This is a genomic window from Mycolicibacter heraklionensis (assembly GCF_001021505.1).
Taxonomy (GTDB): Bacteria; Actinomycetota; Actinomycetes; order Mycobacteriales; family Mycobacteriaceae; genus Mycobacterium; species Mycobacterium heraklionense.
In genome coordinates this window covers 18,222-30,210 of record NZ_LDPO01000017.1, presented here as the reverse complement: position 1 = coordinate 30,210, position 11,989 = coordinate 18,222, and the positions used below count along the sequence as shown (strand labels likewise).

At 69.8% G+C, this 11,989-nt stretch carries 12 protein-coding genes and 1 tRNA gene; 8 read left to right on the top strand and 5 right to left on the bottom strand.

The window, feature by feature from the left end; all coding sequences use genetic code 11:
- Nucleotides 1-4: 4 nt before the first annotated feature.
- A complete protein-coding gene (locus ABW16_RS17925; protein ID WP_047320544.1) occupies nucleotides 5-1,606 on the bottom strand; it encodes a flavin-containing monooxygenase in 1,602 nt (533 codons plus the stop codon).
- Nucleotides 1,607-1,706: 100 nt separating this feature from the next.
- On the opposite strand from ABW16_RS17925, the gene ABW16_RS17920 reads away from it, so the two are divergent.
- Nucleotides 1,707-2,483 (top strand): SDR family oxidoreductase, encoded by a 777-nt coding sequence (locus ABW16_RS17920; protein WP_047320614.1) that lies wholly within the window; start codon nucleotides 1,707-1,709, stop codon nucleotides 2,481-2,483.
- 23 nt (nucleotides 2,484-2,506) lie between these two features.
- Entirely contained in the window at nucleotides 2,507-3,328 is an 822-nt protein-coding gene (locus ABW16_RS17915; protein WP_047320543.1) for an IclR family transcriptional regulator, read from the top strand.
- Between the two features lie 5 nt (nucleotides 3,329-3,333).
- On the opposite strand, the gene ABW16_RS17910 is transcribed toward ABW16_RS17915, so the two are convergent.
- Nucleotides 3,334-4,425: an acyl-CoA dehydrogenase family protein gene (locus tag ABW16_RS17910; protein WP_047320542.1), complete on the bottom strand. Its 1,092-nt coding sequence runs from the start codon at nucleotides 4,423-4,425 to the stop codon at nucleotides 3,334-3,336.
- A gap of 64 nt (nucleotides 4,426-4,489) precedes the next feature.
- On the opposite strand from ABW16_RS17910, the gene ABW16_RS17905 reads away from it, so the two are divergent.
- Entirely contained in the window at nucleotides 4,490-5,311 is an 822-nt protein-coding gene (locus ABW16_RS17905; RefSeq protein ID WP_082134182.1) for an acyl-CoA dehydrogenase family protein, read from the top strand.
- Here the strand turns inward: ABW16_RS17905 and ABW16_RS17900 are convergent.
- Nucleotides 5,228-6,676: a wax ester/triacylglycerol synthase family O-acyltransferase gene (locus ABW16_RS17900; RefSeq protein WP_047320540.1), complete on the bottom strand. Its 1,449-nt coding sequence runs from the start codon at nucleotides 6,674-6,676 to the stop codon at nucleotides 5,228-5,230. The genes ABW16_RS17905 and ABW16_RS17900 overlap by 84 nt on opposite strands.
- Nucleotides 6,677-6,811: 135 nt before the next feature.
- On the opposite strand from ABW16_RS17900, the gene ABW16_RS17895 reads away from it, so the two are divergent.
- The 4 genes from ABW16_RS17895 to ABW16_RS17880 are packed head-to-tail and all read left to right on the top strand — an operon-like array spanning nucleotide 6,812 to nucleotide 10,260.
- Nucleotides 6,812-7,777, top strand: coding sequence for an alpha/beta hydrolase (locus tag ABW16_RS17895; protein WP_233424805.1), 966 nt, complete (start codon nucleotides 6,812-6,814; stop codon nucleotides 7,775-7,777).
- Nucleotides 7,768-8,565, top strand: coding sequence for an SDR family NAD(P)-dependent oxidoreductase (locus ABW16_RS17890; protein WP_047320539.1), 798 nt, complete (start codon nucleotides 7,768-7,770; stop codon nucleotides 8,563-8,565). The genes ABW16_RS17895 and ABW16_RS17890 overlap by 10 nt, the downstream gene beginning before the upstream one ends.
- 4 nt (nucleotides 8,566-8,569) lie before the next feature.
- On the top strand, nucleotides 8,570-9,391 hold the full coding sequence (locus ABW16_RS17885) for a glucose 1-dehydrogenase (protein ID WP_082134181.1): 822 nt from the start codon (nucleotides 8,570-8,572) through the stop codon (nucleotides 9,389-9,391).
- An 8-nt stretch (nucleotides 9,392-9,399) separates the two neighbouring features.
- Entirely contained in the window at nucleotides 9,400-10,260 is an 861-nt protein-coding gene (locus ABW16_RS17880; RefSeq protein WP_047320538.1) for an alpha/beta fold hydrolase, read from the top strand.
- Nucleotides 10,261-10,278: 18 nt separating this feature from the next.
- Here the strand turns inward: ABW16_RS17880 and ABW16_RS17875 are convergent.
- Together ABW16_RS17875 and ABW16_RS17870 are read right to left on the bottom strand one after the other, a co-directional pair.
- Nucleotides 10,279-10,353: transfer RNA gene (locus ABW16_RS17875), tRNA-Thr, on the bottom strand.
- A 34-nt stretch (nucleotides 10,354-10,387) separates the two neighbouring features.
- Nucleotides 10,388-11,131: a hypothetical protein gene (locus tag ABW16_RS17870; RefSeq protein WP_047320537.1), complete on the bottom strand. Its 744-nt coding sequence runs from the start codon at nucleotides 11,129-11,131 to the stop codon at nucleotides 10,388-10,390.
- A gap of 108 nt (nucleotides 11,132-11,239) precedes the next feature.
- Here ABW16_RS17870 and ABW16_RS17865 point away from each other — a divergent pair, with 108 nt between their 5' ends.
- Entirely contained in the window at nucleotides 11,240-11,959 is a 720-nt protein-coding gene (locus ABW16_RS17865) for a response regulator transcription factor (RefSeq protein WP_047320536.1), read from the top strand.
- The last annotated feature ends 30 nt before the right edge of the window (nucleotides 11,960-11,989 follow it).

Below are 11,989 nucleotides of genomic sequence, written 5' to 3'. Positions count from 1 at the left end.
CCGGCTACCTGGTTCCGACTATGTCGAAACCCTTGTAGCCCGCGGCGGCCACGTCGGCGATGATCGCGCCGTAGGTGCCGAAGCCGCCGACGAACGGCATGAAAACGCGCGGCCGACCGGCGATGTTGGCGCCCAGATACCACGAATTCGCCTGCGTCATCAGGGTTTCTGCTGCCCGCTGCGCGCACTCGGCGCCCCAGTCGGCGGCCGCGTCGGGGCGGGCCTCCAAGGCGGCCGCGCCGTGCGCGTCCAGGTAGGCGATCGCCTCGGCAACCCAGTCGACATGCAGTTCGGAGTGCAACACCATGTTGGCCAGCACCGACGGACTGCCCGGGCCGGTCATGTTGAACAGGTTGGGGAATCCCGGGACGCTCAACCCCAGGTAGGTGAGTGGCCCACCGGCCCAGGCGTCGTTGAGTGTCACGCCTTCGCGCCCGACGATGTCGATCTTGGCGACCGACCCGGTCATGGCGTCGAAGCCGGTCGCGAAGACCAGGACGTCCAGGTCGTGGTGCGCCTCGGTGGTGCAGATGCCGCGTTCGTCGATCCGCTCGATCGGGGTGGTGCGCAGGTTCACCAGATGCACGTGGTCGCGGTTGAAGGTCTCAAAGTAGTTGTCGTCGGTGCAGATTCGCTTGGCGCCGATCGGATGGTCCTTGGGGATCAGCAGCTCCGCGGTCTCCGGGTCATCGACGATCGCGCGAATCTTGTTCTCCCAGAACAGGCGTGCCGTGTCGTTGGCCGCCAGTGTGACCAGCTGATCGGGGAAGGTCTTGGAGAACAGCACCCCGCCGAGTTGCCAGCGGCGCTCGTAGGCGGCGTCGCGCTCCTCGGCGCTCAGCTCAAGCGCCGAGCACGGGTGCGGCTCATGCGGCGAGCCGCCGCCGCTGGCCCGCGACAGCCTCCGGCGTTCGGGGTAGCCGGCCTTCTGCGCCGTGCGGGTGGCCTCGTCCAGCGGCGTGTTCCCGGCCGGAATGCTGTAGTTGGCGGTGCGCTGAAACACCTCCAAGCGGCTCGCCTGCGCGGCGATCGGCGGGATCACCTGAATGCCCGAGGAACCGGTGCCGATCACCCCGACCCGCTTGCCGGTGAAGTCCACGCCGCCGTGCGGCCAATGCGCCGTGTGATAGGTCTCGCCGGCGAACGACTCCAGCCCGTCGATCGCCGGGATATTGGCATTGGACAGCGGCCCGACCGCGAGCACGCAGAACCGGGCGGTCACCACCTCGCCCGTGTCGGTGCGGACCTGCCAGGCCAAGGTGGCCTCGTCGAGGACCATGCTGGTCACCCGCGTCCCGAACGAGATGTCGCGTCGCAGGTCGAAGCGGTCGGCGACGTGATTGAGGTAGCGCAGGATCTCCGGCCCGGTGGCGTACTTCTCGGTCCAGTCCCAGTCCTGCTCCAGCTGGGAGTCGAAGGAGTAGGAGTAGTCCACGCTTTCGACGTCGCAGCGGGCGCCGGGGTAGCGGTTCCAGTACCAGACTCCACCCACGCCGTCGGCGGCCTCGAACACCCGCACGCTCAACCCGTCACCGCGCAGGCGGTGCAGCGCGTAGAGGCCGGCGAAGCCCGCCCCGACCACCACCACATCCACGTTCGTCTCCATGACCGGCGATGCTAGGAAGCCTCACCGGCCCCACCCACCGGCTGTCCCGCTGGGTGGGACAGGCTGTGACGTGCGGCGCTCGCGCCCCGAAGCTATGGCCATGCTCACCAACACGGCCCGACTGGCGGGCAAAGTCGTCCTCATCACCGGCGGTGCACGCGGCCTGGGTGCCGCGTTCGCTCAGCACGTCGTGGCCGGCGGTGGCCGGGTGGTGGTCGGCGACCTCCTCGACGACGACGGGGCACGGCTCGCCGCCGAACTCGGCGACGCCGGGCGCTATGTCCACCTCGACGTCACCGACCCGGCCGACTGGGAAGCCGCGGTGCAGTCGGCGGTCACCGAGTTCGGCGGGCTGACCGGGCTGGTCAACAACGCCGGTGTGGCGACCGGGCAACTCGTCGAGCACGAGCCCGTCGCGCACTTCCGCAGCGTGCTGGAGGTCAACCTGGTGGGGGTGTTCAACGGCATCCAAGCCGTCATCGCGCCGCTGCGGGTCGCCGGTGGCGGCTCGATCGTCAACATCTCGTCGGCCGCCGGGCTGATGGGCCTGGCGCTGACCGCCGGGTACGGCGCCTCCAAGTGGGGAGTGCGCGGCCTGTCGAAGATCGCGGCGGTCGAACTGGCCGGCGAGAAGATCCGGGTCAACTCGGTGCATCCCGGCATGACCTACACCCCGATGACCGCACAGATCGGCATCCAGCCCGGGGAGGGGCACTATCCGAACACCCCGATGGGCCGCGTGGGCCTGCCCGAGGAGATCACCGGTGCCGTCAGCTTCCTGCTGTCCGACGAGGCCGCCTACATCACCGGCGCGGAGATCGCCGTCGACGGCGGCTGGACCGCGGGACCCACCGTGAAATACGTGATGGGGCAGTGACGTCGCGCGGATAATGCCCTCGTATGGACGCGACGTCGATGGTGGCGCGGGTGGCGCTGATCATCAACCTGTTCGACGAGCCCGGCAAACGGCTGCGCCTCGACCAGGTGGTGGCCCGCACCGGGCTGCCGCGATCGTCGGTGCATCGAATCCTGACCCAGCTGGAGTCGGCCGGTCTGGTGCGGCATCGGCCCGACGGCTACGGCATGGCCTCCTCACCGTTGCCGGTGTCGCAGATCGTCGAGCATGCCGAACTGCGGGGCGTGGCCTCGCCGACCCTGGCTCGCCTGCACTCTGACACCAGGCTGGTGGTGCACCTCGGGGTGCTGCTCGGCGCCGATGTGGTCTACCTCGACAAGGTCGCCGGCGACGGCGGCGCACTGGTACCGACCCGGGTGGCTGGACGCACGCCGGCGTACGCGAGCGCGCTGGGCAAGGCGCTGCTGGCGCAACTGCCGGCCGAGGATGTGGATGCGCTCGTCGGCGACCGGCTGCCCAAACGGACCCGGGCCACCATCGGCGACCGGGCCACCCTGCACCGCGAACTGGCTCGGATCCGCAGCCGGCACGGGCTGGCCTACGACACCGAGGAACTGGCGGTCGGCCTGTCCAGTGTCGCCGCGCCGATCCGAGCGGGCGAGGGTCTGATCGCCGGCTTGTCGCTGACGGGCGCGGTCCCGATGCACCGGCTGCAGCGCACCGCGCCGTTCGTCATGCGCGCCGCGGGCCGGATCTCCCACGAGTTGAGCGGTTCCACCCCGGCCGACGGTCAGCAGCGCGAGGCCGAGACCGACAGCATGCTGTCGCGGGTGTTGCGCACCATCTCCGCCGACGCCTGGGTCTGACCGCCTCACAGGATGAGGTCGTCGACGGGCAGCCCGAAGGCGAACTGTCCCACCGCGGTCAACACCCGCTCGACGTCGTTGGCGGCATGTAGCCGCGCGGTCTGCATGTCGCGCCAGACCCGGTCCAGCCGGGCATCCGCAGCGGCGCCGGCCTGCTCGACGCAGCGCTTGACCGCCTGCATCGCCCGCTCGAATGCCAGCACCTGGTCGCGGCGTGCCCGCAGCATCAGCTCGGCGTCGGGGACGGTGCCCGCCCGAGCGCATTCGCCGAGATCGGCCAGGTTGCGATGGATCTGCAGCGTGGACACCTCCAGTCCCGCAGCGGCCATGGCGAGTTCACCCAGCGGGTTGGTCATCTGATCGCGGTGTGCGTCGAGCACCGCTGCGGCGGCGCCGAGCAGCGGTGCGGTGCCGGCGTGGGTGTACAGCGTGGGCTGGGGGAGGCGGTACAGCGGTGCAAGTGTGGCCCGCTGTGCGTCACTGACCCAGCCGAAGCAGTGCCGGGCCGGTACCGGAGCACCGGACACCACCACGTCGTGTGCGCCGATCCCGCGCAGCCCCAAGCTGTTCCAGGTCGGTTCGACGGTGTAGTGCTCGCGGGGCACCAGTGCCACCGTGAAGTCCTCCGCGGCGCCGTCCGCCCCGACCACCAGCGCGCCGGCGATAAGCCACGAGGTGTGCTGCACCCCCGCGCAGCGGCTCCACCGCCCCGACAGCCGGAAACCGTCGCCCACCCGCTCCAGGCGGCCGGTGGGAGCGTAGGCCGAACAGATCAGCGCGCCCGGATCGTCACCCCAGACATCTCGCTGGGCCGCAACGTCGAACAAGGCCAGGTGCCAGGAGTTGACCGCCAGCGCCGCGGCCAGCCATCCGGTCGAGGTGCAGGCCGCCGAGATCGCTTGCGCAACAGTCAGATAGGTTTCCGGTTCCGACTGGTGCCCGCCGAAGTCCTCGGGTTGCAGCAGCGCGAACACGCCCGCATCGCGCAGGGCCGCGACGGTATCGGATGCCACCGCACCGTCCCGGTCGACCGTTGCGGCGGCCGCGGCGATCGCCGGCAGCAGCGGCCGTACCGCCGCCGAGACGTTCTCGGCCATCCGCACCGCCCTTCGTCGTTAGCATTCATTGTGGTGCTGGGCCTGCGTCAGCGAGGAGATATCCATGGGTGCGATGCGGCAGCCCAGGCGATGCGGCGGCCAGGCGATGTCCGTCGAGGAATTCGTCGCGGAGGTGGCGGCCCTGGCCGCCCGCGACGGGTCGCAAGGTTGGCGCGCCGCCATGGCCAACGCGGCCGACATCTGGGGTGTCGAGGGTGGTGAGGGGGTGGCGGTGGGCTTCGGCCCGGGCGGCCGGCTGGAGGATGAGCGGCTGAACGGGCGCTGGTGCGACGTCACCGGCGCCGACACCGCGGACTGGCTGCTGCTGCCCGCAGACGGTGACCGTCTGGTGCTGGTTCCACGCGCCGACGTGACGGTGTCGGCGCCCTCCACACCGGCCGGCATGTCCGCGGCCGGTCTGGCCGACGTGGCGGTCTCGGCGCTGCCGATCGCCGGTGAGCGGGTCTTCGCGACGCGCGACGACGGTGCCGTCGTGGTCACCGGTGCGGCCGCAGCCGCCGCGGTGGCCGGTGCCGCCGACGGGCTGTGGCAGGCGCACGTCGCCCAGGTTCGGGAGAAGCTGGCCGCCTCCTACGGCAGCGCGGAGGCCGACGACCTGACGGTGTCGACCCGGCAGGCGGCCCGGGCTGCCGCCGATATCGACGCGGCCACGCTGCAGATCGTCGCGTCGCTGTCCCAGGACCCGCGGGCCGCGGCGCGGGCGCAGCGCCAGGCCGCCGTCCGGGCGCGTGACGCCGCCGACCGCGTGCTGGGCAGCAGCCGCGGCCACGCGCTGGACGCCTCAGACCCGGTCGCCCGCTTGTGGCGTGACGTCCACACCGGATGCCGGCTGGCACTGCGACTGCTCGACGACCTCGACCGCTGAGGCCGCACTCGCCAGCTCGGCCAGTGCCGCGGGCAGGCCGTCGGCGATCTGCCAGGGGTCGGGCAGGTGCGCCGCACAGCTCAGCACCCCGATCGTCAGCTGGCCCTCGTAGCTCCACCCGGTGAAGTTCAACCCCATCGGGAACACCAGCGGGCCTGATGAGATCAATCGTTCGACCGGCGCACCGCCGAAGCAAAGCTGTTGTGGCCCTCGCATATTCGACGCGATCAGGCTGAACGTCGGCCGGTGGGTGGTTCGCTCACCGATCAGCGGCAGGGCGCGCGAGTAGAACCAGAACAGCGGCCAGTACTCCATCCAGTCGTGCTGCAGCCATAGGTCGCGTTCGGCCTGGACCTCGCGGGCGGTCCGAGTCGCCGCGGCGATCGCGGTCAGCCGCTCAAGCGGATCGGCGATGTCGGTGGCCAGCGCGACGTTCCACCGGGCCACCTTGTTGCCCCAGGGGTCGCCCTCCGGCGGGCGCATCGACACCGGCACCACCGCGGTGAGGGCTTCCTCGGTCAGTTCGCCGTGCCGGTCGAGGTAGCCGCGCAACGCCCCACTGCAGACCGCGAGGAACACGTCGTTGACCGTCACGCCGCAGGCCCGAGCGACCTGCTTGATGACGGTCATGTCGCAGCCGCGGAAGGCAAAGCGTCGCTCCGCGGTCAGCGGCGCGTTGAAGCGAGCCCCGGGTGCGGCAAACGCGGCGGCGTAGCCCGGCTTACCGGCGCGGCGGCGCGCCAGGATGACCCGGCTCACCGCGACGGTGCGGGCCACCACCCGCGGCAGGCCGACCGCTGCGGCGAGCTGATGGCGCGCCACCATCGGCAGCCAGTGCCACGGCGCCGGCCGCCGCTCGTCGCGCCGGGGATTCGACGCGGTCATGTCCGTGCCGCAGAGGGCCTCCAGGATGCGCAGCGAAGCCGTCCCGTCGGCGACGGCATGGTGGATCTTCCAGATCAACGCGATCCTGCCGTCGGCCAGGCCGTCGACGTAGAACAGTTGCCAGGCCGGGCGGCTGCGATCGAGCCGGTCGTGGAAGATCGCGTCGATCGCGGTCGCCAGTTCGTGATCACCACCGGGCGCGGCGAGGGTGACCCGCTGGACGTGGTGATCGACGTCGATGTGAGGCCGGGCCACCCACCAGGGCCGGCCGAGCCGCAACCGGGGCATCAGCAGCTGCCACTGCAGCGGCTCGACCCGCTCGACCAGGGCCGGAACCATGGCCCGGACCGCATCGAAGGTGAGTGGCTGCTGGCTGTGTCCCTGGCTCGGGTCGAGCACCATCACCTTGATGGTGTGCTGCGGTTGAGCGGCGTTCTCCCACGCCAGAAAGCTGTTGTCCTCGCCGGTCAGGCGCCGCATATGTCGCTCCACTCGCTATCGCAGTGATGTGGTCCGGTTCACTTCTATGCCTGCGGTGTGCCCGGCCCGACACGTTGTCTCACACAGTGGGACATCGGGATTTGCCGGCGGCGCCGACGTCCTACGTTGCGCTGCGTGAGCGATATCGCCTCGATGCAGACCGAGCTGGCCGACCGGATGAGCGCGGCCTTCGCATCCATCGCGGCCGGTGACGGCAACGCGGTCCAGGTGCGGGCCAGCCTGAAAGCCAGCCGGCGCCCGGCCAGACCCGTCCCGGTGGGCTGGGTCGACGAGCGCCACATACCCGGCCCCGCCGGCCCGATGCAGGTGCGCATCTACTTCCCCCTCGACCCGGGCACGCCCCGCGAGAAGCTGCCGGTGCTGGTCTACTTCCACGGCGGCGGCTTCGTGCTGTGCGACCTCGACTCGCACGACTCCTGCTGTCGCCGGCTCGCCAACGGCGTCGGGGCGATCGTGGTGTCGGTCGACTACCGGCTGGCGCCCGAATCGCCGTTCCCCGCCGCGATCGATGACGCCTGGGCGGCCACGCAGTGGGTGGCCGCCCACCTCGCCGAGCTCGGCGGCGATCCGGCGCGGTTGGTGGTCGCCGGTGACAGCGCCGGAGGCAACCTCGCCGCGGTGGTCGCCATGCTCGCCCGGGACCGCGGCGGGCCGGCGATCGCGTTCCAGTTGCTCATCTATCCCGTCGTCGACCAGCGACGCAAGCAAGCGCCGGCATCCGGTGACCGACCTGCCCCCAACGGGACCCTCACCGCGGCCCACATGCAGTGGTTCACCGAGCAGTACCTGGGCCGCGACGGCGACCGAACCGACGTGCTGGCCTCACCGATCCTCGGCGACTTCACCGGCCTGCCGCCGGCCCACGTCGTCACCGGCGCATTGGACCCACTGTGTTCCGAGGGCGAGGAGTACGCCCGGCGACTTGAGGACGCGGGTGTTGCGGCCAGCGTCACGCGCTACGAGCAGGGCTTCCACGGCTTCTTCAACCTGGCGGACCATCTGCCCTTCGCCGCTCAGGCCAGCGACGACGTCTGCGCGGTGCTCCGTGCGGCCCTACCGGAAGGATCACCATGCAACTGAGGAACGCTCGGGTCTTGATCACCGGCGCCAGCCGTGGTCTGGGCAGGAGCATCGCCCAGGTGGCAGCCGAGCGCGGCGCCGACGTCGCGCTGGTGGCACGCGATGGTGCGGCCCTGGAGATCCTGGCCAAGGAGCTCGACGGCAAGGCCTACCCGACCGACCTGTCCGACCCCGCGGCCGTGGAGACCTTGATCGAGCGGGTGGAATCCGACGGGCCGGTGGACGTGCTGATCAACAACGCCGGCCTGGACCACGTCGGTCTGCTGCCCGACACCTCGGCGCAGTCGGTGCGAGAAGTGTTGCAGGTCAACCTGGCTGCGCCGATGGAGCTGAGCCGTTCGCTCATGCCGCGGCTGGTGTCTCGCGGTCGGGGCCACATCGTCAACGTGTCGTCGATGGGCGCGCTGAGCATCACGCCGGGCCTCACCCTGTACGGCACCTCGAAGGCCGGTCTGAGCCAGTTCACCCACGGACTGCGCCAGGAACTGCGCGGTACCCCGGTCGGCACCACGCTGGTTCAGCTCGGGTCGGTCAAGACCGACATGATCGACAACATCCGTGAATTCGGCCCGACGCGTCGGGTGATCGAGCGCTTCGAGCGGTGGCGGATGCAGCCGCGGGAAGCACTGGATCCGGTGTTCGTGGCCAACGCGGTCGCCGATGCCGTCGAGCGGCGCCGCAAGTATGTGAACCTGCCGCGCCAGATCGTGGTGACCGCGACGCTCACCGAAATCCCCCGCCGGCTCAGTGAAGTCCTGATCACCGGCCTCGACGTGAAGACGGTCTGAGGAGATGACGTTGGTGGATCTGAAGGGCAAAGTCGCGATCATCACCGGGGCGGCGCGCGGGCAGGGCGCCGCTGAGGCCCGGCTGTTCACCTCGCTGGGCGCTCAAGTGGTGCTGACCGATGTGCTGGAGGAGGGGGAGCGTGTGGCCACCGAACTCGGGGCCCGGTTCGTGCGGCACGACGTCGGGGACGAGGCCGGGTGGGAGACCGTGGTCGAGACGGCGGTCAGCGAGTTCGGGCGCCTGGACGTACTGGTCAACAATGCCGCTATCTGCCAGTCGGTTCCGCTCGTCGAGCAGTCCGCCGCCGGCTTCAAGGCGATGCTGCGGGTCAACCTCATCGGGGCGTTTCTGGGCGTCAAGGCGGTGGTGGAGCCGATGCGGGCGAGCGGCGGAGGGTCGGTGATCAATGTGTCGTCGCAGGCCGGGTTGCAGGGCCTGGCCGGCTACAGCGCCTACGGGGCATCGAAGTGGGGGCTGCGCGGCATGACAAAGGTCGCTGCAATCGAGTTGGGGCCCTACGGAATTCGAGTCAACTCGGTGCATCCCGGCATGATCGACACCCCGATGGTCGCGCATCTGGGCATCCGGCCCGGCCCGGGCCGGCATCCGGCAGCGCCGCTGACCCGCATCGGAATGCCCTCCGAAGTCGCCGACGTGGTCGCCTTCTTGGCCTCGGACGCCTCGGCGTATATGACCGGAGCCGAGCTGGCCGTCGACGGCGGGGCCAGCGCGGGCAAGGTACCGACCCCGACCCCGACCCCGACCCCGGCACCGCGACGGGCAGCGTCCGGCGTTAGCGTGTCTAAAGAGTTTCGGGATCTTTGAGGAGACACATGCCGGCCGAGTTGAGCCACGACGAGACCCTGCGCGAGGTGACCACCGAGCAAGGGGTCCTGCGCTACCACGAAGCCGGTGACGGACCGACGCTGCTGATGCTGCACGGCTCTGGGCCGGGTGTGACCGGATGGCGCAACTACCGTGGCGTGCTGCCCGCCTTCGCCGAGCACTTCCGCTGCCTGGTGCTGGAATTCCCGGGGTTCGGGGTCAGCGACGACTTCGGCGGGCATCCCATGGTGACCGCGTTCGGCGCGGTGCCGGCCTTCGCCGAAGCGCTGGGGCTGGACCAGTTCAGCATCGTGGGCAACTCGATGGGCGGCGGCGTCGGCATCGGCTACGCGATCGGCAACCCCGACAAGGTGAGCAGGCTGGTGACCATCGGCGGCATCGGCACCAACCTGCTCAGCCCGGGACCGGCCGAGGGCATCCGGTTGCTGCAGGACTTCGTCGACAACCCCAGCCGCGACGCACTGGTGCGCTGGCTGCACTCGATGGTCTACGACCCGTCGGTGATCACCGAAGAACTGATCGAGGAGCGGTGGGCACTGGCCACCGACCCCGACACCCTGGCCAGCGCCCGGCGGATGTACGGCAAGGAAGCCTTCGCAGGCATGGTGAAGATGATGCAGGCGTCCAAGGGGCCGCTGCCGTGGGCGATGATGCACCGGCTGAAGGCGCCGACACTGGTCACCTGGGGCCGCGACGACCGGGTGAGCCCGCTGGACATGGCGCTGATCCCGATGCGGACTATCCCCAACGCCGAGGTGCACGTGTTCCCCAACTGCGGGCACTGGACCATGATCGAGGCCAAGGACGCCTTCACCCGCGTGGTGCTGGAGTACCTGACTCGCGACTAGTCAGCGCTTGGTCAGTGGTGGAGCCCCCTGTCAGGATTGAACTGACGACCTGCGCTTTACAAGAGCGCTGCTCTGCCACTGAGCTAAGGAGGCGGATCTAGCGCTGCCAGCTTAGCGGCCAGCGGCCTCAACTCTGCGGATCGGTCGGATCCTGGTCGATCACCCGTTGGGAGCGCACCGTCCGCGGCGAAGAGCGCCGGCTGGACCGGCGCGGCAGCAGCGGGATGCGTTCGGCGATGTTGCTCAGCGGATTGACCACCAGGGTCAGCGCGATCACCGCTTCCTGCAGGGTCTCGATCGCCGGCTCCAGAGCCTCCATGCCGGGGGCCAGCCGCCCCAGGGTGTCGGCGAGACCGGCGAGCTGCTCCAGGGGCCCGTTACGGGCCGTCAGCTTGTCGATCAGCCCGCCCTCGGACAGCAACCGGTCGGCCAACCCGTCCTCGGACAGCAGTCGTTCGATCAGCCCGTCTTCGTCGGTCAGCTGATCGACCAGGCCGCCGGGCTGCAGGGCCCGCTGCAGCCCGCCGCCCTCGGCGGTGAGCCGGTCAACGACCCCGCCTGGTCCGGTCAGCTGGTCGACCAGGCCGCCCGGAGCCAGCAGCCGGTCTACCGGGCCGCCCGGTGCCAGCGCACGCCCCAGCGGTGCGTCGTCGTCCATCAACTTGGCCAGCCGGTTGGCTCGGGCGATGGTGTCGTCCAAGCCCAGCATGTGCGCCATGGAGCTGTTCGAGCCCTGCTTACCGGCCTCGCCGAGGGCCTGGCGAGCCAGCCCGAGCGCCGTCGTGGCGACGCCGAGACTGGCGTCGGCGATCGACAGACCGATGCGCGCCGGAGCGGTGGACACGGCAATCAGCTGTTTGACCAGGCTCACCAGGCCAGTCTAGGGGTCGTTCGGAGCGGGTATCAGCTAGTTTGATTGACAACAAACGTACAGCCAATATCCAGGTCATTTTCACCAGGCCGCGAGGGAATTGACGCTATGGGAGCAACAGCCGCGCAAGACGCCGCACCGGAGGCCCGAGTTCTCGTCGTCGATGACGAGACAAACATCGTCGAACTGTTGTCGGTCAGCCTGAAATTCCAGGGTTTCGAGGTCTACACCGCCTCCAGCGGGCCGGCGGCGCTGGACCGCGCGCGTGAGGTCCGGCCGGACGCGGTGATCCTCGACGTGATGATGCCGGGCATGGACGGATTCGGGGTGCTGCGCCGGCTGCGCGCCGACGGCATCGACGCGCCGGCGCTGTTCTTGACCGCCCGCGACTCACTGCAGGACAAGATCACCGGGCTGACGCTGGGCGGCGACGACTACGTGACCAAGCCGTTCAGCTTGGAGGAGGTGGTGGCCCGGCTGCGCGTCATCCTGCGTCGGGCGGGCAAGGGCGCCCAGGAACCGCGCAACTCGCGGCTGACGTTCGCCGACATCGAACTCGACGAGGACACCCACGAAGTGTGGAAGTCCGGCCAACCGGTGTCGTTGTCGCCCACCGAGTTCACCTTGCTGCGGTACTTTGTGATCAATGCCGGCACGGTACTGAGCAAGCCGAAGATCCTCGACCACGTCTGGCGCTACGACTTCGGCGGCGACGTGAACGTGGTGGAGTCCTATGTCTCCTACCTCCGGCGCAAGATCGACACCGGCGAAAAGCGCCTCCTGCACACGCTGCGCGGGGTGGGTTATGTGTTGCGCGAGCCGCGATGAGAGCAAACCGCGACGAACGACTGTGGCCGG

Coding starts and splice junctions, on each gene's coding strand:
- ABW16_RS17925 (WP_047320544.1), bottom strand. CDS start 1,606: ATGGAGACGAACGTGGATGTGGTGGTGGTCGGGGCGGGCTTCGCCGGC.
- ABW16_RS17920 (WP_047320614.1), top strand. CDS start 1,707: ATGCTCACCAACACGGCCCGACTGGCGGGCAAAGTCGTCCTCATCACC.
- ABW16_RS17915 (WP_047320543.1), top strand. CDS start 2,507: ATGGACGCGACGTCGATGGTGGCGCGGGTGGCGCTGATCATCAACCTG.
- ABW16_RS17910 (WP_047320542.1), bottom strand. CDS start 4,425: ATGGCCGAGAACGTCTCGGCGGCGGTACGGCCGCTGCTGCCGGCGATC.
- ABW16_RS17905 (WP_082134182.1), top strand. CDS start 4,490: ATGGGTGCGATGCGGCAGCCCAGGCGATGCGGCGGCCAGGCGATGTCC.
- ABW16_RS17900 (WP_047320540.1), bottom strand. CDS start 6,676: ATGCGGCGCCTGACCGGCGAGGACAACAGCTTTCTGGCGTGGGAGAAC.
- ABW16_RS17890 (WP_047320539.1), top strand. CDS start 7,768: ATGCAACTGAGGAACGCTCGGGTCTTGATCACCGGCGCCAGCCGTGGT.
- ABW16_RS17885 (WP_082134181.1), top strand. CDS start 8,570: ATGACGTTGGTGGATCTGAAGGGCAAAGTCGCGATCATCACCGGGGCG.
- ABW16_RS17880 (WP_047320538.1), top strand. CDS start 9,400: ATGCCGGCCGAGTTGAGCCACGACGAGACCCTGCGCGAGGTGACCACC.
- ABW16_RS17865 (WP_047320536.1), top strand. CDS start 11,240: ATGGGAGCAACAGCCGCGCAAGACGCCGCACCGGAGGCCCGAGTTCTC.